15 protein-coding genes are annotated in these 20,669 nt (G+C 61.8%); 4 read left to right on the forward strand and 11 right to left on the reverse strand.

Features of this window, described 5'->3' with window-relative positions; translation table 11 throughout:
* Positions 1–144 precede the first annotated feature (144 nt).
* Together QMK33_RS00005 and QMK33_RS00010 are read right to left on the reverse strand one after the other, a co-directional pair.
* Positions 145–477, reverse strand: a complete 333-nt coding sequence (locus QMK33_RS00005) for a 2Fe-2S iron-sulfur cluster-binding protein (RefSeq protein ID WP_283562496.1) — start codon at positions 475–477, stop codon at positions 145–147.
* A 106-nt stretch (positions 478–583) separates the two neighbouring features.
* Positions 584–1,405 carry a Rossmann-like and DUF2520 domain-containing protein gene (locus tag QMK33_RS00010; RefSeq protein WP_283562497.1) on the reverse strand — a complete coding sequence of 274 codons (822 nt, stop codon included), beginning with the start codon at positions 1,403–1,405 and terminating at the stop codon, positions 584–586.
* Positions 1,406–1,632: 227 nt separating this feature from the next.
* Here QMK33_RS00010 and QMK33_RS00015 point away from each other — a divergent pair, with 227 nt between their 5' ends.
* Entirely contained in the window at positions 1,633–4,377 is a 2,745-nt protein-coding gene (locus tag QMK33_RS00015; protein WP_283562498.1) for a T9SS-dependent choice-of-anchor J family protein, read from the forward strand.
* Between the two features lie 307 nt (positions 4,378–4,684).
* Here the strand turns inward: QMK33_RS00015 and ccsA (QMK33_RS00020) are convergent, their stop codons facing one another.
* Positions 4,685–7,270: a cytochrome c biogenesis protein CcsA gene (gene ccsA / locus QMK33_RS00020; RefSeq protein WP_283562499.1), complete on the reverse strand. Its 2,586-nt coding sequence runs from the start codon at positions 7,268–7,270 to the stop codon at positions 4,685–4,687.
* A 115-nt stretch (positions 7,271–7,385) separates the two neighbouring features.
* Here ccsA (QMK33_RS00020) and QMK33_RS00025 point away from each other — a divergent pair, with 115 nt between their 5' ends.
* Positions 7,386–10,142 (forward strand): response regulator, encoded by a 2,757-nt coding sequence (locus QMK33_RS00025; RefSeq protein ID WP_283562500.1) that lies wholly within the window; start codon positions 7,386–7,388, stop codon positions 10,140–10,142.
* A gap of 174 nt (positions 10,143–10,316) precedes the next feature.
* On the opposite strand, the gene QMK33_RS00030 is transcribed toward QMK33_RS00025, so the two are convergent.
* The 8 genes from QMK33_RS00030 to QMK33_RS00065 form a co-directional block, all read right to left on the reverse strand.
* Positions 10,317–11,069: a LytR/AlgR family response regulator transcription factor gene (locus QMK33_RS00030; RefSeq protein WP_283562501.1), complete on the reverse strand. Its 753-nt coding sequence runs from the start codon at positions 11,067–11,069 to the stop codon at positions 10,317–10,319.
* A 355-nt stretch (positions 11,070–11,424) separates the two neighbouring features.
* Positions 11,425–11,865 carry a cytochrome c maturation protein CcmE domain-containing protein gene (locus QMK33_RS00035; RefSeq protein ID WP_283562502.1) on the reverse strand — a complete coding sequence of 147 codons (441 nt, stop codon included), beginning with the start codon at positions 11,863–11,865 and terminating at the stop codon, positions 11,425–11,427.
* Between the two features lie 42 nt (positions 11,866–11,907).
* Positions 11,908–12,159 carry a CcmD family protein gene (locus QMK33_RS00040; RefSeq protein WP_283562503.1) on the reverse strand — a complete coding sequence of 84 codons (252 nt, stop codon included), beginning with the start codon at positions 12,157–12,159 and terminating at the stop codon, positions 11,908–11,910.
* A complete protein-coding gene (gene ccsA, locus QMK33_RS00045) occupies positions 12,131–12,808 on the reverse strand; it encodes a cytochrome c biogenesis protein CcsA (protein ID WP_283562504.1) in 678 nt (225 codons plus the stop codon). The genes QMK33_RS00040 and ccsA (QMK33_RS00045) overlap by 29 nt, the downstream gene beginning before the upstream one ends.
* Before the next feature lie 34 nt (positions 12,809–12,842).
* Positions 12,843–13,466 carry a methyltransferase domain-containing protein gene (locus QMK33_RS00050; protein ID WP_283562505.1) on the reverse strand — a complete coding sequence of 208 codons (624 nt, stop codon included), beginning with the start codon at positions 13,464–13,466 and terminating at the stop codon, positions 12,843–12,845.
* Between the two features lie 108 nt (positions 13,467–13,574).
* Positions 13,575–14,252, reverse strand: coding sequence for a heme exporter protein CcmB (locus QMK33_RS00055; RefSeq protein ID WP_283562506.1), 678 nt, complete (start codon positions 14,250–14,252; stop codon positions 13,575–13,577).
* Between the two features lie 144 nt (positions 14,253–14,396).
* Positions 14,397–17,699 carry a hypothetical protein gene (locus QMK33_RS00060; protein ID WP_283562507.1) on the reverse strand — a complete coding sequence of 1,101 codons (3,303 nt, stop codon included), beginning with the start codon at positions 17,697–17,699 and terminating at the stop codon, positions 14,397–14,399.
* Between the two features lie 288 nt (positions 17,700–17,987).
* Positions 17,988–19,088 carry an NAD(P)/FAD-dependent oxidoreductase gene (locus tag QMK33_RS00065; RefSeq protein ID WP_283562508.1) on the reverse strand — a complete coding sequence of 367 codons (1,101 nt, stop codon included), beginning with the start codon at positions 19,086–19,088 and terminating at the stop codon, positions 17,988–17,990.
* 81 nt (positions 19,089–19,169) lie between these two features.
* Between QMK33_RS00065 and QMK33_RS00070 the strand changes: the two genes are divergently transcribed.
* Both QMK33_RS00070 and QMK33_RS00075 read left to right on the forward strand, forming a co-directional pair.
* On the forward strand, positions 19,170–19,814 hold the full coding sequence (locus tag QMK33_RS00070) for an MBL fold metallo-hydrolase (RefSeq protein WP_283562509.1): 645 nt from the start codon (positions 19,170–19,172) through the stop codon (positions 19,812–19,814).
* 48 nt (positions 19,815–19,862) lie between these two features.
* A complete protein-coding gene (locus QMK33_RS00075) occupies positions 19,863–20,591 on the forward strand; it encodes a CDP-alcohol phosphatidyltransferase family protein (protein WP_283562510.1) in 729 nt (242 codons plus the stop codon).
* The last annotated feature ends 78 nt before the right edge of the window (positions 20,592–20,669 follow it).

A 20,669-nucleotide genomic window follows, 5' to 3' on the forward strand; every position in this document is an offset into this window, starting at 1 on the left:
GGTGGGCCCACTGATTGGGCGGCTCGTATTGGTTCATTTATTAAGTGGGTTGGTGGGTGTGGGGGCAGGAGGGTAAGAGGGGGCAGGTGGGAGGCACTAGCCCCCTCTTACCCTCCTGCCCCCACACCCTCCTACCCTTAAAAATTAGTGGCCCAGAAAGTTTTGGGGCGGCAGCGTCACCACCAGCTGCAGGCTTTCGTTGGGCAGCACGCACTGGCAGGCCAGGCGCGAGCTGATGCGCGGGTTGATGGCGCGGTCGATGAAGTCTTCTTCCTTATCGGAAATTTCGGGCAAGTCGTCGCCGCCCTGGTCCACGTAGAGGTGGCAGGTGCTGCACCCGCACACGCCGCCGCAATTGTGCTGCAGCTGAATGCCGTTGTTGAGGGCCACGTCGAGCACCGACTCGCCGCTGGCCGCCACGTGCGTTTGGGCGGGCTGGCCGTCCTGAAACTGAAAAATAATAGTGGAAGGAGTCAAAATAAAGTTGCCCGCTGGGCCTGATGCAAGGCACAAAGTTAAGGCCCCCTGTTTGGGAATTAAGAATCGCGCAGCAGGAATGCGGAATTTACTGGCTAGCAGCTCTTTATTGCTTTTGCCCCCTTCTCATTTCCTCAGTTGCCGCAATGCTTGCCGATAGCTGGGCATAGAGTGCCTGCCAGGCCGGGTGGGCCGCCAGGGCCGCCTCGTGAGCCGCCAGCGTGGGCGCATCGCGGCGCACGGCGGGGCCCGTTTGCACGCCAAAGGGCGAGGGCTGGGCCGCCAGGGCCTTGGCCACGGTTTCGCGCACCAGCGGGTGCAGCAGCTCAAACGGCAGGCTGGCCTCGGCCAGCAGCGCCTGGGCCACGCCCAGCAGGTGGTTGGTGAAGTTGCTGGCCCACACGGCCCCCAGGTGCAGCCGCAGCCGCTGGGCCGAGCCCAGCAGGGCCACCTGCTGGCTGAGGCTGCGCGCCAGCACCAGCAGCCGGGCCTCGGCCGGCGCGCTGGTCGCCTCCACAAAAAGCGGCACCACGGGCCAGTCGATGGCCCGGCCCGCACTAAAGGTCTGGAGCGGGTATAGCACCCCACCCCGCACCCGCGGCGCGGCTTCAAACACGGCCAGCGGCACTGCCCCGGCCAGGTGAGCCACCACGGCACCCGCAGGCCAGGGTACTGTGCCAAGTAGCTCGGGTACGGCCGCGTCGGGCACGGCCAGCAGGTACACATCGGCGGGGGGCAGGGCAGCGGGCGGGGCCCACGCCTGGCAGGCGGGCAGCTGCGTGGCCAGGGCCTGGGCCGGGCCCAGCGTGCGGCCCGCCACAAAAACCACATGGTGCCCGGCTGCCGCCAACGCGGGCCCCAGGGCGGCCGCTACGCGCCCGGCTCCGAATAACCCAACCCGCAACGCCACAGAAACAGAAGGTAGCATAGGAGCCAAAGGTCGGGCCCAGCGCAGCCGGGGCCAAATCAGCCTGAGGCTAGCCTACTTAAAGCGAAAAGTTTGTCAATTATACAGTGGGAGTTTACCAAAAAAGTAGCATCTTGTGGGCGCAAATGCTAGGCTTTGAGTTCTCTCCGGACTTATTGCCTATTAATGCCTTGCGTTTGCTTTAGAAATACTTTTTCGCTTTTCCTTTTCACCTTCAATTTCCTCAGATGACAAACCCTTACACTCGGGTAAACTCCTGGAACCACCGCTTGCGGCAGCTGGGCCTAACGGCTGCGCTGCTGGGTGGGGCTACGGTAGCAGCCCAGGCGCAGACGCTGAACTACACCGTGGGCGCTACAAGCAATACTACTACCACCTACACTGATTTAGCCAGCACGGGCACTACTATACTGACTGCCAACTCGGACGATGCTAACTCGGACGTTCAGACTATTGGTTTTCCCTTTGTTTTTAATGGAAGCCGCTTTACGCAGTTTTTCCTGAATACCAACGGCTTTATTAAGCTGGGCAGCACCGCGCCGACCGCGGCAGCCATGTTTGTGGATGAGGCAGGTAACCAAAAAATAGAAGACCCTTTCCAGAGCGCTACCGACCCGTACATTATTGCCCCGCTCAACCTTGACTTGGCGGCGGGCACGGCGGGCGGCACCGAGTACCGGATGAGCACCACGGGTACCGCGCCCAACCGGGTGTGTACCATTCAGTGGAAGAACGTACAGGATAAAGCGAAGGTGACGCCTACTCAGTTTGCCAACATTAGCTTTCAGGTGCGGCTTTATGAAACCACTAACGTGGTGGAGTTGGTGTACGACACGGCTACGCCGGGCACCGACCCCGCCGGGCGCCTCACCCAGGTGGGTATAAAGGGCTCGGGCTTCAGCACGGGCCAACTAGTGCAGCTGGCCAAGGACCCCGACGCTGCCTGGAGCGCCGCCACGCCCGCTAACTTTTACTCGGTTTCATCTACCGGGCAGCTCAACGTGCTGGCTATTGCTTCGGTCGCGCTGCCCGACGCGGGCCGCACGTTTCGCTTCACGCCCTCGCTGGCACCCGCCAAAGACATCGCCATCCGGGCTGTATATACCCTGAGTAAGATTGCCGCCCCCAGAGTTTTGCCGCAGCCCATCCGCATCAATATTGCCAATCTCGGCACGGCCGCCCAATCTAACATCAATATAACGCTGAGTATTACCGGAGCTAACACGCTCACTACCACCGTTACGCTGCCGACGCTGGCAGCCGGCGCGGGTGGCCCGCTCACTATTGCCAACCTGCCTGCTACGCTCAACCCCGGTACCAACGTGATAACGGTGAGCGTGGCGGATGACCAGGATAATACTAATAACTCGGTGAGCGTGACGCAGCTCGTTACGCCCGACCGCCTCAGCTATATCGACCCCAGCAAGGACGCTAGCCAAGGTTTCAGCGGCTATGGCAATTCTTCCACTGTCTTCGCCGTCAAGTATAACGTGCCGGGCACCGTGGTGCCAACCGACGCGAAGGTTTCGTTTGCGGCCTCGGATGCTGCCAGCCCTTACCAGGTGCTGGTGTATGATGCCACCGGCGGCAACGGACTACCCGGCAAAATCCTCTATACCTCGGCCCTGCTGAGCCGGCCGGCCGCCGCTAGCACCGCCACTGTGCCCCTGCCAGCGCTTCAGCTCACGGGTGGCAGCTTCTACATTGGGGTGCGCGAAGCCAGCAATGCAGGTATTACCATTGCTACACAATCGGAAAACCCGTCGCGAACGGGCACCTTCCTCTTCTCCCCCGATGGTAACATTGGCTGGGTTGACATGGCCGTGTCGTACCCACGCCGCCTGGCTATTGAGGTAGGCCTGGCGCCTACCCCGACCTGTGCCGCGCCCACGGCCCTAGCCGTAACCAGCACTACGCCTACTACGGCAGACGTTACCTTCACCCCCGCCGCCAGCGGCACCAGCAGCTACCAGCTCATCTATGGCCCGGTGGGGTTTCAGCCGGCTACGGGTGGCACCACGGTTACCGCAACGGGCTCGCCGGCTACCCTCACGGGCTTGCAGCCCGGGGCCAATTACCAGCTGTATGTGCAGAGTGTTTGCACGGCCGGTGGCAATAGCTTGCTGACCGGCCCAGTGGCCTTCAGCACTTCCTGCAACAGTATAACCTCAATCAGCACCTTTCCCTATTCAGAAGGTTTTGAGAACGTGGCTACCGGCCTGCCCTGCGGCATCACCTTCCTGGATGCCAACGCCGATGGCGCTACCTGGCGCGTTTCGACTGAGAACCCCAACTCGGGCATCAACTCTATTCGTTACAACGGTATTGTGGTTAGCAACGTGGCCGCTGACGACTGGTTCTTCACGCCTGCCCTAACGCTGGCCCCGGCTACTACCACCACCCGCTACCAGGTGGCTTTCCGCTACCGCACGTCGGGCGTGGGCGCTACCGCCACGGGCATCGAGAGCCTGGAAGTGAAGTCGGGCACGGCTGCTACCGTAGCCTCCCAGACCAACCTGCTCTACACCAACGCCGCCATCACCAACACGACTTACCTGCTGGCCAACGGCACCTCGACACCCGCCGTGGCGCTGCTGCCCGCCGGTGCGGGTACCCGCTTCGTGGGCTTCCACATCAAGAGTGCGGCCAACCAGGGCAACCTCTACATTGATGATGTGAGCGTAACGGCCGTGACCGTAACTGCCACCACTTCGGAGGCCCTGCTGCGCGCCGTAACGGTGTTCCCGAACCCTTCGACGGGCGTGTTTGAGCTGGCCATCCAAGGTGCCAACGCCAAGGGCAACCTCGGCATATTGGTAACCAATACCCTCGGCCAGCAGGTGTATACGGGCAACGCCCGTGACAACTACACCACCAAGCTCGACCTAAGCAACCTGGCCGCCGGCCTCTACCACTTGCAAGTGCGCAACGGTGATGAGACCATGACCCGCCAGATTGCCATTGTGAAGTAAGCTAAGTAGCTACCGAAGCTCGTTTAGTCAAAAGGCCACCCCATTGGGGTGGCCTTTTTTATTTAATTGATTTTCAGGTGCTTGATGGTGGCAGTGCATCAGGCGCCGAGATGGCAGTCGCCCTCCACGGGCGCCTACCTACACACCACAAGCTATAATAATCTGGATACCAATGCCTTAATATTAATCAGACAGAGAGACGCACAGCGTAGCTCTACGTAAAGCGCAAGGCAAAGCCTGCTGTTATTATAAACAAAAAAAGGGCCTACTCCAACCGAAGCAGCCCCTTTTCTATAAATGCAATCTACTAACTAACAGCTACTTGCTGATGAGCAGTACCCGTACGCCCAGCCGGCTGGGCGGCGGCTACTGCGCGAGCAGCTTTGCGCTGGCGCATACTCAGCACCAGCCCGAAGCCCATGAGCAGGGTGCCGCCCCACAGCAGGTTGATGAAGGGCTTTTCGGTAGCTTTGAGAATGATATAGTCCTTGCCGGTGGTGCTGATGGCGAAGGTAAATTTGCCCTTCACGGGGTCAATCTGGTCGAGGGTGAGCTTGAGGCCCAGGTCTTCCACGATTTCGGGAATGTGGCCCACCTGGTGGTCGCGCAGCAGAAATACAGGGTGCGCATGGTACTGGCGGCCCTTTTCGCCGGTCACAATCATGTCGGCCTGCAAAGCAATATCGCCGGGCAGCAGTTTGATACCGGGCACCTCGTGCGCCTGCTCAATGGCCCGAAATACGGCGAAGTAGTCGTTCAGAAACAGCGTATCGCCCACGCTCAACTCGTGCGGAATGGCGGGGCTCCACGGAATCTCCTTGCGCGGGTCGGGCACCGACGAGATGTGCGAGTAGATATCGTGGTCCCAGAAACGCTGCAAGGCGGGCGATGCCAACAGGCCGCCCATCTCTTCGTTTACTTGGGCGCGGGGATAGAGCGTGAACTTCTGGCCCGTTTTCTTATCGTTGTAGTCAACGCGGTAGTAGGTGTTCTCGGGCAGGATGCCGAGCGTATCGCCGGTGTGGTAGTACGTTTTATCGCCGGCCTTTACCTCGCCGCGGGCCACGGCTTTGTACTCGTCGTCGGTGCGGTAGAGCAGGGTCGTGTTCACGTAGCCGGGCACGCCGGGCACGTCGAGGTACTGGCCGGCGTAGGTTACGTCGTAGCCGTTCATGGCCCCGGTTTCGTTGCGCCACAGCAACACGTTGTTCTCGTTGTCAGTGTCCGACATTTCGCGCGAAATCAGCTTGCCGCTCACGTTGCGCGATATGGTGTTGGAGTAGCCCGCCGAGGCCAGAATACCCAGCAGCATGAGCGCGATGCCCAAGTGGGCTACCGCACCGCCGCTCAGCTGCACCCCGCGCCGCCACAGCCCAAAAATGGCGCTCACGTTGGTCATAATGGCGAACAGGCCGGCCAGCAGCAGTATCACGTAGGGTACCGACATAGCGTGCCCAAAGTAACGCGTGAGCAGCACCACGAGCGCCGTAGTCAGCAGGGCCAACATAGTAGGCGTAGCTAATGAATTGATAACCGGCTCTTTAGCGGGCCGCCACCACAGCACCTGCGCAATGCCCGACACAATGCCAATGAGCACGCCCGCCCACAACTGAATGCGGGTGTAGTGCTGAATCTGGTCGGCTGGCAAAGCCAGATTCGACTTGATACCGATGAAGCCCAGGAAGGCATTGTACACCGGAATGCTGGTGGTAGCCACCACCTGAAAAGCCGCCAGGCACAGCACCGTAGCGCCAATAAACACCCACAGCTCGGGGCTGTACGCGGTTAGCTCTTTCTCCGAAATTGGGATGCTTTTCCAGCGGTAGGCCAGCAGCGCGATGGCCCCCACCGCAAAGAAAACCAGGTAGATAATGAGCTGACCCGACAGGCCGAGGTCGGTAAACGAGTGTACCGAGGCATTGCCCAGCACACCGCTGCGGGTGAGGAAAGTAGCGTAAAGAATGAGCACGAACGTGGCCACCACCAACGCAAAGGCGGTGCGCAGGCCAGTGCGGCGGCGCTGCCACAGCACCATGCCGTGCAGGGCCGCAATGAGCACCAGCCAGGGAATGTACACGGCGTTTTCCACCGGGTCCCAGTTCCAGAAGCCACCGAAGTTGAGCGTTTCGTAGGCCCAGTAGGCGCCCATCATAATACCCACGCCCAGCACCGCGCCGCCGAGGGCCGTCCAAGGCAGGGCGGGCTTTACCCAAGTCGTCAACTCCTTTTTCCAGAGGCCGGCAATGGCAAAGGCAAACGGCACCAGCGTGAGGGCAAAGCCCAGAAACAGCGTGGGCGGGTGAATCACCATCCAGTAGTTCTGGAGCAGCGGGTTGAGGCCCGAGCCATCCTTGGGCACAAAGTCGGGGTTGGTTTTCCACACGGGCAGGTCCACCATGAAGTCGCGCAACAGGATGAAGGGCGACGAGCCGATTTTCACACCGGCCACTACTACGCCCAAAATCATGCTTACCAAGAAGGTTTGCACCGTGGCAAACACGGCCAGTACAGGGGCTTCCCACTGCTTATTAAACTTCATAATGCCTAGCCCCAGCACCACGTGCCAGAATATCCAGAGCAGGAAGCTGCCCTCCTGGGCCTCCCAGAAGCAGGAAATCATGTACTGCACCGGCAGGTGGTTGCTGGAGTGCGCCCAAGCGTAGTAATACTCGTAGCGGTGCAGGTAAATGATGTTGAACAAGCACACCACTACCGTGAGCACGGCCGCGCCGTGCACGAAGAACGCGCCCCGGGCCAGCCGCAGCCAGCTGGCATCGGCCTCGCCCAGCGCCCGGCCGCGGGCGGCCTGAAAGTAGCCGTAGGCAGCCACGGCCGCCGCTACGAATGCCAGGATGATACCGGCCTGACCCAGGTTTCCAACGAATAAATTCACAGGCTAACTATTTTTTTGGCAAAGGTACCGCCTGGCGGGCGGGCCGGGCGACGTAGTTACGACCCAGCGGCGGGCTTTATTGTTTACCTTGACGGCCCTTTATCTGCTACATTCCATGCTCGCTCCTGGTTCCTTGCCCACTCTTGATACTCCCACCAGCCCCGACCGCCTGGCCGAGCTAACGCGCGAGGTGCAGCAGGCTCACGCCGAAGCCAACCTGGCTCACCAGCACCTGGCCGCCCTCACCAGTTCACTGCGCGAAGGGCTGCTGCTGCTGAGCGCCGAACTGCGCATCCTCCTCATCAACGACCAGTTTTGCCGCCTGCTGGGCCTGCCACTACCTGCTAGCCAGTGGCTGGGCGTGCCCCTGCAGCAGCTAACCGGGCCTATGCTGGAGCAGGTAGCCGACCCCGTAGCTTACGCGGCCGAAGTAGCCAACGGGCCGGTGGGTGCGCCCGCTAATACGCTGCTAGCCCTGCGCGATGGCCGCACCCTAGAGCGTAACATGCGGCCCGTCGCACTGGGTGAGGCGGCCGGGTGGCTGTTCAGCTACCGCGACGTAACGGCCCACCGCCAGGCCGAAAGCCAGCGCGATGCGCAGCGCAAATTCTACGAAACCATTCTCGACGAGGTGCCGGTGGAGATTGCCGTGCTCGACGAGCAGCGCCGCTACGTGTACACTAACCCTCAGGCCGTGCCCGACCCCGCGCACCGCGAGTGGCTACCCGGCCGCACCCTGGCCGAGTACTGCGCGCGCTACGGCTTCCCCATGGAGCTGGCCGCGCAGCGCGACCTCATGTTTGAGCAGGCTGAAGTAAGCACCAAGCCCATTTTTTGGGACGACCGCACGCCGCTGCCCACCGGCGATGCCGTGTACCACCAGCGGCAGTTCAAGCTGCTGTCGGGGGCCGGGCGAGGGCTGCCCTACATGCTGGGCAGCGGCCTCGACGTAACGGCCCGGGTGCAGGCCGAGGCAAATAGCCAGGCCAGCGAAGCCGCCCGCCGCGAGCAGCAGGAGTTTATGCAGCAAGTGCTCGACACCAACCCCAGCCTGGTATTTGTGCGCGATGCTGCCGGCGAAGTGGTGTTTGGCAACCGGGCCATGCGGCGGCTCGAAGAGCAAAACACGCAGGCTATCCTTTCGGCCGAAGTACAGCAGGCCAAATCCCGCGATGCTGCCGGGTATGCCGCCGTGGATGCCCAGGTGCTGGCCACCGGCCAGGAAGTCACGGCTGAGGAACGCTCTACCTCGCCCACCGGGGAGGAACGCTGGTTCTACACCATCAAGCGCCCCCTGGTGCGGCCCGATGGCACTGTGCAGGTACTGGGCGTGAGCACCGACATCACCGACCTGAAGGCCGCCCAGCTGGCTGCCGAGCAAGCCGCCCAGGCCCGCGAAAACTTTTTGGCCAACATGAGCCACGAGATTCGCACGCCCATGAACGGCGTGCTGGGCATGGCTGCCCTGCTGGCCAAAACCCGCCTCAACCCGCAGCAGCAGGAGTTTGTGCGCACCATCCGCAGCTCGGGCGCGCACCTGCTGGGCGTGCTCAACGACGTGCTCGACGTGTCGAAAATTCACTCGGGCAAGCTGGAAATAGAAGCCGCGCCCTTTCACCTGCACGACTCCATGCAGCAGGCCGTGGCCACGCTGGCCATGCAGGCCCAGGAAAAAGGGCTGACGTTTGGCTTCAAGCCCTTCGCCACCGACGAGGCCCCCTGGGTGCTGAGCGACCCCTTCCGGCTTAACCAGATATTGCTCAATCTATTATCTAACTCTATTAAGTTCACCACCAGCGGCAGCGTGTGGCTGCGCAGCTTTTTGGTGGGCGAAACCGAGGAGGAGCTACTCGTCCGCTTTGCGGTGCAAGACACCGGCATCGGCATTGGGGCCGACGCGCTGGAACGCATTTTTGAGAGCTTTACCCAGGCTTACGCCGATACCACGCGGCGCTACGGCGGCACCGGCCTGGGCCTCACCATCAGCCGGGCGCTGGTAACGCAGCTGGGCGGCGAGCTAGGCGTGACCAGCACCATCGGCAAGGGCAGCACCTTTTCCTTCACCCTGCCGCTGCGCAAAACCGATGAGCCCGCCCCCGTGGTAGCCGATGCCTTCGATACCGGCCTGCTGCGCGGCGTGCGGGTGCTGCTGGCCGAAGACAACCCCATCAACCGCATGGTGGCCCGTCTGCACCTCATGCAATGGGGCGTGGTGGTAGATGAGGCCGAGGATGGCCTGATAGCCCTGCAAAAGCTGCGTGCCAACCCCTATGACGTGGTGCTCATGGACATCCAGATGCCTCACATGAGCGGCATTGAGGTGACGCAGCACCTACGCCAGTTTGCCGACGCCACGCAGGCTTCCCTACCCGTGCTGGCCCTCACGGCCAATGTATTCAAGAGCGACAACGAGAAGTACCTGGCCGCCGGCATGGACGATTACCTCGCCAAGCCATTCGCCGAGGAGGACCTGTATGCCAAGCTGGTGGCGCTGTTGCGGCAACCCGCCCCTGGCCTAGCCTTGGCCCCACTGCCCGCCTACGACCTCACCCGCCTGCGCCAAGATGCCAAAGGCCACACCGCCTTTGTGGCAAGCATGGTGCAGTCTTTTTTGACGCACATGCCGCCCATGCTGCAAAAAATCCGGGAGGCCACCGCTGCCCGCGACTGGCTGGCCGTGGCCGACCTGGCCCACCACATCAAGCCCAACCTGCTCACCCTCAGCATTGAAGCAGCTATCCCCGCCATGCATACCCTGGAGGAACTGCCGACCCTCATGCCTACCCCCGACGAGCCGTTGCGGCAAGTAGCCGTGGCCCAGCTGCTGGCCGCCGTGGAGCACGCGCTACGGGAATTACCAAATGAGGCGTAAGTTATTAGTAAACAAGTAGTTAACTGAATAAACTGCTTGCTAACCTACGCTATAGCGGTTCTGAGGTCGTGGCAACGATGCTTGCGTGACTGGCGCAGGCGGCGCACCCGGCAACCGATCGGCCGGCTGCGCCGGTGGACCGGAGCGGGTGTAGCAACCCGGAAACTATCCTGGCTATATCCCCCGCAGGCGGCGGAAAAATGCCTCCTGGTAAGCCTTGGCCACCGGCACCTCGTGGCCGCCGGGCAGCTGCAGCTGGTTGTCCTCCACGGCTTCTATGAGGTTGGTATTGACCATATAAGAGCGGTGTACGCGCACAAAATTAGCAAAGGGCAGCCGCTCCTCAAAGGTTTTGAGCGTGGCATACACAATGTGCTTGTGCTTGGCCATTACCAACACCGAGTACATCGACATGGCCTCGATGTAGAGCACATCGTCGAAGTTGACGCGGGTGAGGCGGTTATTAATTTTCAGGAACAGTGTGTGGCCTTCGGCCCCAAACATTGCTTCGGGGCCTTCTTCCAGAACAGGCACGGCCAGGGCCACCCGCTGGCTGCGAATGCGGTCCACGGTGCGGCTGAAGCGGGCGTAGTCCAGGGGCTTCACCAAGTAGTCGGTCACGCGCAGTTCGAAGGCATCTACGGCGTAGTCACGGTGCGAGGTCACGAGCACTACTTCGGGCAACGGCTCGGGCAGAATGCGCACCAAGTCGAGGCCCGTGAGCTCGGGCATATTGATGTCGAGCAGCAGAATATCGGCCGTGCCCCCCGAGCGGAAGTAGTTGAGGCACGCCACACCGTCGGCAAATGCGCCGGCCAGCATGAGGCCCTCCGTAATGCCAACGTAATGCTCCAGCGTGAGCCGGTTCATCTCGTTGTCATCCACCACCACGCAGGTCAGCTGAGACAAAGGGGCGGCGGAACTCATAAATAGAGGCAGACGAGTTAATTAACAGAAACAGCCTGAAAGATAGGCGGGAAAGCCAGTACACCAAGCCCTCAGAATGTGCTCACTACGCTAGCTGCTAGCGAGGCAACTTACCGCACATACGAGTTAAGTTAGCCAGTAGGTTTTTTCCAGTTCCACAACCAGCACAACTAGCTCAACTCAACTGGCTTGCCCACAGCGCACTTGCCGCCGGCAACACTTATAATAGCATAGTAGTACTACTTAATACCCAAAAACCTCAATTATATTTCTTCAATTAAGTTACCCACAGCTAGCAGCAAAAAGCCCGCCGCACCTGGCTAGGTACGGCGGGCTTGGGCAAAAACAGGTACAGCTAATTGTTCATGGCCGTGGCAGGGGGGCCGGTTTTGCCCAAGTCCTTCTCCACGTATTTGCTGGGGCACTTGGTCAGAATCTGGTCGGCTTCAAACACGCCATCCTTCATGGCCCCCACAATTACCACCTGCTCCGACTTATCCATATCCTGGGGCTTGGGGTTGCGGTACACCACGCGCTGGGCCACGTGCAGGGTATCTACCATAGTGAAGGCGAAGTAGTTGGGGTTCACCACCGGGTCGTACTCCAGGCCCACGGGGCGCTTATCGGAGTCGCGGGGCAGGGTGCCCACCACATGTACTTTGGCCGGGTTGCCAGCCGCCGCCTGCTGCCGGGCAATGGTGAAGGTCGAATACGTGCTGGCATCCGCCATGGTACTCATAATGATGCCCACCGCGGCCGCGATAACCACCAGGATAAAAATGTGCGACTTTTTCATAAGGTATGTAGCTAACAAAATTGCTGCGAAAGAGGTGCCGGCTTAGCGGCCCTCTACTTCGCGCTCCAGGCGGCTCACCTTGCGGTCGAGGCGCACCAGGTAAACAAACAACCCACTCAGAATGATGACGATAACCAACACTACGACGTAAATTTTACCGTTGGCGCGCAGGGCATCAGCCATTTCGGGCTGGTCGGCGGCCCCGGTTTGGGCCAGGGCCGCGCCAGCCAGCAGCAACAGGGGCAGCAGCAGGGCCATGGCCCGGCTAAGCAAGTTGTTTGTCTTGTTTTTCATAAATCTTTTCTTTCACAAAGGCCAGGCGGCAAGCTACTTCCGTAATCCAGACGCCGAGCAGCGTCCAGCCGATTACGGCCGGGTAAAACACGAGGCGCATGGCACTGTCAAGGTCGTACTTCGAGAAGCCGGGGTTGCCGCCCATGCCCGGGTGCAGCGACGCCGACGCCAGCCGCGGCATGATAAACAGCAGCGGAATGGCCGCCGCAAACGCAAAGATATTGTAGATGGCCGAGAGGCGCGCACGCTGCTGCTCGTCCTGCACTGCCCCGCGCAACACCAAGTAAGCCAGGTATATAAGCATGGTTACGGCCGCGCCATTGAGCTTCACGTCGGTGGTCCACCAAGTGCCCCAGGTGTAGCGGGCCCACAGGCTGCCCGTGAGCAGACCCAGGGTGCCGAGCAGGATGCCCGTTTTGGCCGACTCGTGGGCCAGCGTGTCGAGGCGCGGGCTAGGGTCGCGCAGGTAGCGAATGGAGTTGACCACCGACGCCAGCAGGATGATGGTCATGCCAAACCACATCGGCACGTGGAAGTACAGGTTACGCTCCGTTTCGTTGAGAATAGCCAGGCGCGGTACGTGGCCCAGCAGACCCATCACCGCTGTGTAGAGCAGCAGTACAATGGTCAGATATTTCCACCATTTCATAGCAAGTATCAATTAATAGTGAGCAAGTATCAGTTCAGTTGGCTGGCACGTGGCCGACCACGCCAAAGAGCGGGTCGCCATAATGCGGGCGATGGGCGTACACTTCGGCGGGGCCGAAGCCGGCGGCTTCAAAATAGTGCTTGACCAAGCCGGCGTGGCCCGCGTCGTCAAGCGCCTGCCAGGCGTACACGGCTTTGTCGGGGAAGCAGCGGTTGGAGAACGTGACGACCAGCGGCGCGCCCGGCCGCAGCACCCGGGCCAACTCCTTGAAGACTTCGACCGGCTGCGTGAGGTACTGCACCGACACGCAAATGCCGGCCGCGTCGAACTCGGCGTCGCCGTAGGGCAGCCGCGGGGTTTCGTTGAGATTCTGGACGATGCCCGGCTCGGTGAGGCGGGGGTTGTGGGCCAGCTCTTTGGCGTTCATGCCCAGGGCGGCCACGCGGGCGTAGGCTACCTCAGCGGGCAGGTGGCTAACCCAGCTGCTCATGAGGTCGAGGATGCGGCCCCCGGCCGGAAAGTGCTGCCGGTAGAGCTGCGTAACGGCCGCCACGGCCGCCGGGTCGATGTGCGTGACCAGGCGCTCGAAGCTATAAAACTCGTCGTCGGGTGCTTCGTTGTGCCGGGCAAATGCCTGCGGGGGAAGGTCAGCTATCATTTAACAATCATCAGTTAGCACGTAACAGTCAGCTGATTAGCAGTTAAAAATAAATCGTTGGTGTGCTCTAAAGAGCTGGCAACTACTAATTGATACCTGTTAAATAACTCAACTGCGCCACAGGAACGGAAACAACAGATAAGACACCGCGCCCACGATAAAGTTCAGCGCCACCAGCGTGATAACGGAGCTTTGGCTGGCGTCCCAGGGCAGGCCGTCGAGGGCGTTTTTGCTCACTTTTACCAGTAGTAGCAGCACGGGCACCAGCACCGGCAGCCCCAGCACGGCCAGCAGCGTGCCGCCCCCCGCCTGCCCCGCCCGCGCCGCAATGCCCGCCACCAGTGTCAGCGACGAGGCCAGGCTCACGGCCCCCAGCCCAATGCTGAGCAGGTACACCGGCCAGTCTTGCACCGGGTTGCCGAGCAGTAGCGTGTACAGTAATAACCCAGGAATAGCTAACGTAATGAGCAACAGCGCATTATACAAAATCTTGGCCAGCACCACGGCCTCGGGCCGCGCCACGGTGTAGTAGTACAGCCGCAGGCCGGCCGACTCTTGGGCTAGGCCGCGCCCGGCCGCGCCCAGCGCCGCAAACAGCAGAATTATCCAGAACAGCGCGTTCCAGGCCGGGGCCGGCGGCGCGCCCCCGCGAAAGCTGAAGCTGAGGTAGCTCACGTATACCGTGCCGCCCACGTAGAGCAGCAAGCCGCCCAGCGCACTGCGCTGCCGCCATTCCAGGCGCAGGTCTTTCAGCAATAAAAGCCAGATTTCAGCAAGCAGTGACACAGCCGCAAAGGTACAATGGGTGAAGTGGTGAAGGAGTGAGTTGGTGAAGGAATGAAGTGGTGAAGGGGGAATGATGAGCGCGTCAGGCAATGCTGGCGCACGTTCATCATTCCCCCTTCACTCCTTCACCAATTCACTCATTGTCTAAAAGTCGTGGCCCAGCGTGAAATAGGGCTTGGGCTTGGAAGTCACGTAATTTTCCTGGGCCCAGGCCACGTCGAACTTGGTGTAGAAGCCCAGCACCGTGGAGCGGATGCCCAGGCCGTAGCCGATAAGGAAGGGGTTGGTGAAGTTGGTAACCGTGCCGTTGAAGATGTTGCCGTTGCCGCCAAATTTGATGGTGGTGTTGGAGTTATTTTCGCCGAAGGGGTTGGTGCCCTCGTAGGCCGTGCCGGCGTCGAAGAAACCGATGAGTTGGAGGTTGCGGAAGAAGCCCGAGTAGATGGGCTTGTTGGAGAAGTACTGCACAATGGGCAGGCGCACCTCACTGTTGAGCAGCACGTAGCGGGTGCCCTTCTGGCGGCTCAGGTTGAAGCCGCGCAGGTTGGTGACGAACTGCTGATAGAAGATGCTAGTGGGGTCGGGGTTTTGGCCGGCGGGAGCCAGTAGCTGCTGGTCGGCGTAGCTCTGGCCCACCCAGTTGTCCATGCCGCCGAGGCGGAACACCTGCTGCGGATTGCCGCCGCCCTCGGCTGCCCCAAAGAACTGGCCGTAGCTCACGCGGTTGGCCCACACCAGCTGGCGGTGCAGCTTCTGGTAGTGGCGCAGGTCGATGTAGAACTTGCCGAAGGCGTTGGACTTGTTGGCCACGTCATTCATTTGCAGCACGCCCACCTTCAGGCGGGTGCCGAGCAGCATATTGACGCCCGTGGCCCGCGAGTTGTCAAACACCAGCTCGGCGTTGAAGCCAGCGTAGTTGCGGGTAATATCCTCAGTAGTAGACGATACGCCGGTGAGCGAGCGCGAGATATTATCGTAGCGCGGGCCGCCGCGCAGGCTCAGGCTGTGGGTGAGCGGATAGGCAATGGTGGGCGCTACCGAGTGGCGGCCGTAGCGAAACTGCTCGCCCGCGCCGCCCGCATCGAAGAAATAGGCCTGCTTCTGGTAGGCAATCGTCCAGTCGAAGCGCCGCGTCACGTTGGTATACGACACGTTGATGTTGCTGGTGCGCAGGTCGAGCTGCCCGAAAATACTGGCCTGAAAGCGGTGATTCTCAAAGGCATCCGATAAGTTGGCTTGCAGCGAGAAGCCGAAGCCCAGCAGCGGGTCGATGGCGATGCCCGTTACCAGGTTGTCGGCCATGAAACGCGTATCGTAGCGGTACGGCCCGGCAATGGTGCTGGAGGCCATGCGGGCATTGGTAGCCGCGGCGGTAGTCGCCTTGGCATTGCGCCGGGCGCGCGCGGGCGTCACGTCCTCATCTTCCTCAAACTGGTAGTTGTTGGGGTTGAGCGGGGCCGTGCTGCGGCGCTTGGCGGCGGCGGCCGTAGCCGGGTCGGTAGTAGCGGGGGCGGCAGTTACGGCCGGCGTGGTGGGCACAGTAGCGGCCGGGCGCACGGGGGCGGGCTGCGAGCGATTTTCGAGAATGCGCTGGCGCGACGTTTTGCCCAGCACCAGGTTGGTAGGCAGCGGAAACTGCGGGTAGAGGTAGAGCAGGTCGCGGGCCTGCACCTGCGGAATGAACGCCAGCGTGCCCTGGGCGGCGCTGTAGTCGAAATCCTGCATGTTGGTGGCGAAGCTGCTCACCGGCTGGTGCTGGCCCGTTTTGCGCGAGTAGCGGTAGAGGCCGCGGATGCCGTTTTCCTCGCCCAGGTACAGAATCTCGTCGTCGGAAATGGGCCGGGGCCGGGTTTCGTTCGAAATAGTGCTCACCAGCGACTCGATGGGGATGGCCCGGCCATCGAGGTGGCAAATGAACAAGTCGTAGTTATTCACCACGTTGGGGAATATGGCGGGGCGGGCGCGGCCCGTGGAGTCGAGGTAGCGGTTCGAACTGAAGGCAATTGCCTGGCCGCCAGGCATGAACACAGCCTGCTGGTCGTCGAACAGGTCGTTGGTGAGCTTTTCGGGCTGCCGGCTGCCGGCGCGCAGCAGGTAAATATCGTTCTGCCCATTTTGCACCGCCGTGAATACCAGGGCTTTGCCATCGGCCGAGTAGTTCATATCCAGTACCTGGTCGTAGGGCGCAAATACGGTAGTGGGCGGCCGCAGGCGCAGCGTGCGGCCGAGGCGGCCGGGCAGGTCGAGGCTCAGGGCTTCGCGCAGGCGCAGCACCATGCGGCCGCGCAGCAGCTCGGCCACGGCCAACTGCGAGTTGCCGCGCCAGGCCAGCACGGGCAGGCGGGTTTCGATTTGCTGGTCGGGGGTGCGGTAGCCGCCGTGCAGCAGGGTGCGGCGGTGGGTGCCATCGCGGTTGGCCACCACCACACGGTAGCGTCCTTGGTCGTTCACGGCGTAGGCCAAGTGCTGGCCGTCGGGGCTGAACACGGGCTGCGAAAACACGTCGAGCCCGCGCTTATTGCGGCCACTGATGCGATTGGCCTCGGTGGGCACCGTGAGGGAAGCCATAGAGGCCCCCGTGTTAATATCACGGTAGTAGCCCACCCAGTTGCGCAAAAACACCTTGAACGGCACGTTCAGCGACGACGAGATGCCGACTTCCACATCGCGGGTTATGCGCGTGAGGTTCAGCACGTTCTGCACCGCGCCATAGCCGTAGCGCTCGGCAATGTAGTTCCACACGCTGTGGCCCGCCAGGCGCGGGTTGCGCAAAAAGAACGGGGCCGTGCGGTTGCCGGTGGGGTACTGGCGCACCATGTCGCGCATGTAGGCGTCCATGTCCACGCTCCAGCCCTCGGCGGCGTAGGCCGACGCGCCGTCCACAAACCAGCTGGGCAGTTGCAGCAGGTAGTTGCTTTGCAGCACCTCGCGCAGCGAGCCGCCGTACATCATGTCATCGAGCAACACCTTGGTAATCTGGTAGCTAAGCTCGCGCTTGAAGTCGGTTTGGCGGCCCGTGAAGGCTACTTCTACCTTGGTTTGGCGGGCCAGCTGGGCCTCGCCGCCGCTCACGGCGTTGGCCACGGGCAGGTTGATGTTGCTCTGCCGCAGGTCGCCCACCGAATTGTACATCATCAGCGTGGTTTTGCTGTAGGGGAAGTACCCCACCAGCGCCGTAATGCGCTGGAGCTCCTGCTCGGCGTAGGCGGCCGTGCGGCGGGCGCTGGCCTCGCCCCCGGCGTAGAAGTACACATTGAAATTCTGGGTGGAAAACTGCTGCCACTCAAATTTCTTATACTGAATCCGCACCCGGCCAAACGGCTCCTGCGCGGTTTGGGCGCGGGCGGGGCCGGCCACCAGCAACCCCCACATTACCAGCACCAAACCTATGCCCCGCCCTACCCGGGAGCCAGCCGGATGCCGGCCTACCAATTGGAGAAAATTCACAGCAAATAGCGTCAGATTATGGGAAGAACGAGGGGTAGGTATTCGTTTTTTGTTACTCGCTTTTCGTTGTTCGTTTTTGATGATAACCAACTATCAAACAGTGAGTTAACAACAAACACAAGTAGCGAGCAATAAGAGGACAAACAACTAGTAACCTTAACGCCGGCCGGGGCCGGCTTGGTATCCGGCGGGGTTAAGGCGGCTCGGAAGTTCAGGAGCCGAATTAAAAATTAGAAATGAAGAATTAAAAATCAGCTAGTCATTTTCTAATTCTTCATTTTTAATTTTTCATTTTTTAATTCCTTCTAAGGCCGGGTAAAGCGCGTAGTAGCGGGCTAAGTTAACATCGGGCCACAGCTCGCCGCTGCTGGCGAGATGGTCGGCCAGCAGCGTGGCCAGGCGTGGGGCCATGCTCACGCCCTTCGAGCCAAAGCCGCCGAAGAGGCTGAGCCAGGGCAGGGCGGGGTGGCGACCCAGCAGCGGGCGGCGGTCGCGCACGGCGGGCCGCACGCCGCGCTGCTCGCTCAGCACCTCAAACGGCAGCGCCGTGAGGCCGGCCAGCCGCCCGGCCAGCTCGCGCTGGTCGGCGTCGCCGGGCTCGGTAGCGAAGGGCGGCCAGCGGTAGGTGGCCCCCACCCGAAACTGCCCCGGCACCACGCTCGGCACCACGTAAGCCCCCCGATTGAGGACTTGCGCCGGGCTCAGGCCGGGCACTGCCACGTCGAGCACCGCACCCTGGTTGGGCGTGAGGGGCAGCCAGCCAAAGTGCGGGCAGGCCAGCGCGGCCGCGCCCTGGCAGCACACCACGTGGCGCGCCCGCAGCTGGCCCGGCGCGTAGGCCACGCCCGTGCCGTCGGCAACGACGTGCTCCCAGCTAAAAGTTTCTTCGCGCAGCCAGCCAGCGGCCTTTCCTTGGCGGGCCAGGGCGGCCAGCAGCGCCGCCACGCGCAGGTGGCCGCCCCCGCGCAGCCAGGCCCCGCCAAACGGGGCCAGCAAACCGGGCCGCGCAATGGGCGCGGGGTCGATGCGTTCGACGAAGCCCTGCCAGGGGTCGTCGGCGGCGCGGGCCAGCATCTGCTCCTGCTCTGGCAGCGAGCCAAACACTTTGAGAATGGGACTGGGCTGGAAAAAATCTTCGCCCAGCTCTTCGTTAAGACCTTGGTAATAAGCCACTGCCGTAGGCAAAGTTTCGTGGGCGCGCCAGGTGAGGGCAAAGCGCTTGCCGGCCACGGGGTTCATGAGGCCGGCGGCCACGCGGGAGGCGGCGTCGGGCCGAGGCTCGTCGTAGACCAGCACGCTATGGCCGCGGCCGCGCAGCTCGCGGGCCAGCACCGCCCCGGCAATGCCGTGGCCGATGAGCAGGTAGTCGTAATCAAGGTAATCAGTCATTATTGGGGGCAAAGTACGGACCGGTGGCAGGCCCGCCAGGCGCCGGCCCCTCACCACCGCCCCTGCCGTTACCTTTGCCGCATGCTGCGTATTGTCTCCTTCACCTTCAACGGCTTCGCCGAAAACACCTACCTGCTCATCGACGAGGCCACCCGGGCTACGGCCATCGTGGACCCCGGCATGTACTCGGCCGCCGAGCAGCAGAAGCTACGGGCTTACATTGCTGATAATAAACTGGAGGTTAAGTACTTATTGAACACGCACGCCCACATCGACCACGTGCTGGGCAATGCGTTTGTGCTGCGCACCTACCCGGGCGTGCCGTTTTGGCTGCACGCCCTCGACCTGCCCACGCTGCGGGCCGTGGGTACCTACGCCGGCCCCTACGGCTTCCCAGCCTACGAAGGGGCCGAGCCCACGGGCGAGCTGGCGGCCGGCCAGGTTATCGCGCTGGGTGAAAGCGAATTACAAGTAAGGTTTGCGCCGGGCCACGCGCCGGGCCACGTGGTGCTGTACGATGCGGCGGGCGGGCAGCTCATTGGCGGCGACGTGCTGTTTAAGGACAGCGTGGGGCGCACCGACCTGCCAGGCGGCGACCACGCCACGCTCATCCAAAGCATTGTGAGCGAGCTACTTACCCTGCCCGATGCTACGGTGGTGCACTCTGGTCACGGCCCGGCTACTACCATCGGCGCGGAGCGGCGCAGCAATCCGTTTTTGACGTAGCCCGTTTCCCAACCTCGCCTTTAGCGTAACCCTCAAGCCGCCAACCACTTGAAACGACATATTCCCAACGCCGTCACCTGTCTCAACCTGCTGTGTGGGTGCCTGGCGCTCACGTTTATTTTTCGGGGCGAGCTGGTGCTGGGAGCCTACCTGGTGGGCGCGGCGGCCATCGCCGACTTCTTCGACGGGCTGCTGGCGCGCGCCCTGCGCGTATCGACGCCCATCGGCAAGGACCTGGATTCACTGGCCGACATGGTGTCGTTTGGGGTGGTGCCGGGGGCCATTATGTATAAGCTGCTGGAGCAAGTGGGCTTGCCCGCCAGCTTACAGCTGCTGGGCGGCTTAGGCTTCACTATCAGCATCTTCTCCGCCCTGCGGCTGGCTAAGTTCAACAACGATACCCGCCAATCCACCTCCTTCATTGGCTTGCCTACGCCGGCTTGCACGCTGGTGGTGGCGTCGCTGCCGCTCATCCTGGCCACCAACGAGTTTGAGTTGCACAACTTCATCCTCAACCCGTGGCTGCTGCTGGGGCTCACCTTCCTGCTGTCAGGCCTGCTGGTGGCCGAGCTGCCGCTGTTTGCCCTGAAGTTCAAGAACCTGCGCTGGCTTGGCAACCGCCGGCGGTTCACTTTTATGGCCCTCACGCTGGTGCTGGTGGGTACGCTGCGGGCGGCGGGCATTCCGGTGGCGGTGCTGCTGTACGTGCTGCTATCGGTGCCGGGCCGGGTGCGCAGCCGCGACCCGCTCGAACCCAACCCTGTCGCGCCGCAATAACTTAGGCGGCCGGGCAGTTAACCTGCGCGGGAGTGAACTGAAGGCGACGTATTTTTGATTGGTGCCTGTGGGCCTTAG

This window comes from Hymenobacter sp. H14-R3, from assembly GCF_030063445.1.
Classification (GTDB): Bacteria; Bacteroidota; Bacteroidia; order Cytophagales; family Hymenobacteraceae; genus Hymenobacter.

What these genes read in the sequence shown, in the direction of transcription:
- QMK33_RS00030 (WP_283562501.1), bottom strand. Translation starts at nt 11,069, where the DNA reads ATGAGTTCCGCCGCCCCTTTGTCTCAGCTGACCTGCGTGGTGGTGGAT.
- QMK33_RS00065 (WP_283562508.1), bottom strand. Translation starts at nt 19,088, where the DNA reads ATGACTGATTACCTTGATTACGACTACCTGCTCATCGGCCACGGCATT.
- QMK33_RS00040 (WP_283562503.1), bottom strand. Translation starts at nt 12,159, where the DNA reads ATGAAAAACAAGACAAACAACTTGCTTAGCCGGGCCATGGCCCTGCTG.
- QMK33_RS00070 (WP_283562509.1), top strand. Translation starts at nt 19,170, where the DNA reads ATGCTGCGTATTGTCTCCTTCACCTTCAACGGCTTCGCCGAAAACACC.
- ccsA (WP_283562504.1), bottom strand. Translation starts at nt 12,808, where the DNA reads ATGAAATGGTGGAAATATCTGACCATTGTACTGCTGCTCTACACAGCG.
- QMK33_RS00015 (WP_283562498.1), top strand. Translation starts at nt 1,633, where the DNA reads ATGACAAACCCTTACACTCGGGTAAACTCCTGGAACCACCGCTTGCGG.
- QMK33_RS00035 (WP_283562502.1), bottom strand. Translation starts at nt 11,865, where the DNA reads ATGAAAAAGTCGCACATTTTTATCCTGGTGGTTATCGCGGCCGCGGTG.
- QMK33_RS00050 (WP_283562505.1), bottom strand. Translation starts at nt 13,466, where the DNA reads ATGATAGCTGACCTTCCCCCGCAGGCATTTGCCCGGCACAACGAAGCA.
- QMK33_RS00010 (WP_283562497.1), bottom strand. Translation starts at nt 1,405, where the DNA reads ATGCTACCTTCTGTTTCTGTGGCGTTGCGGGTTGGGTTATTCGGAGCC.
- QMK33_RS00025 (WP_283562500.1), top strand. Translation starts at nt 7,386, where the DNA reads ATGCTCGCTCCTGGTTCCTTGCCCACTCTTGATACTCCCACCAGCCCC.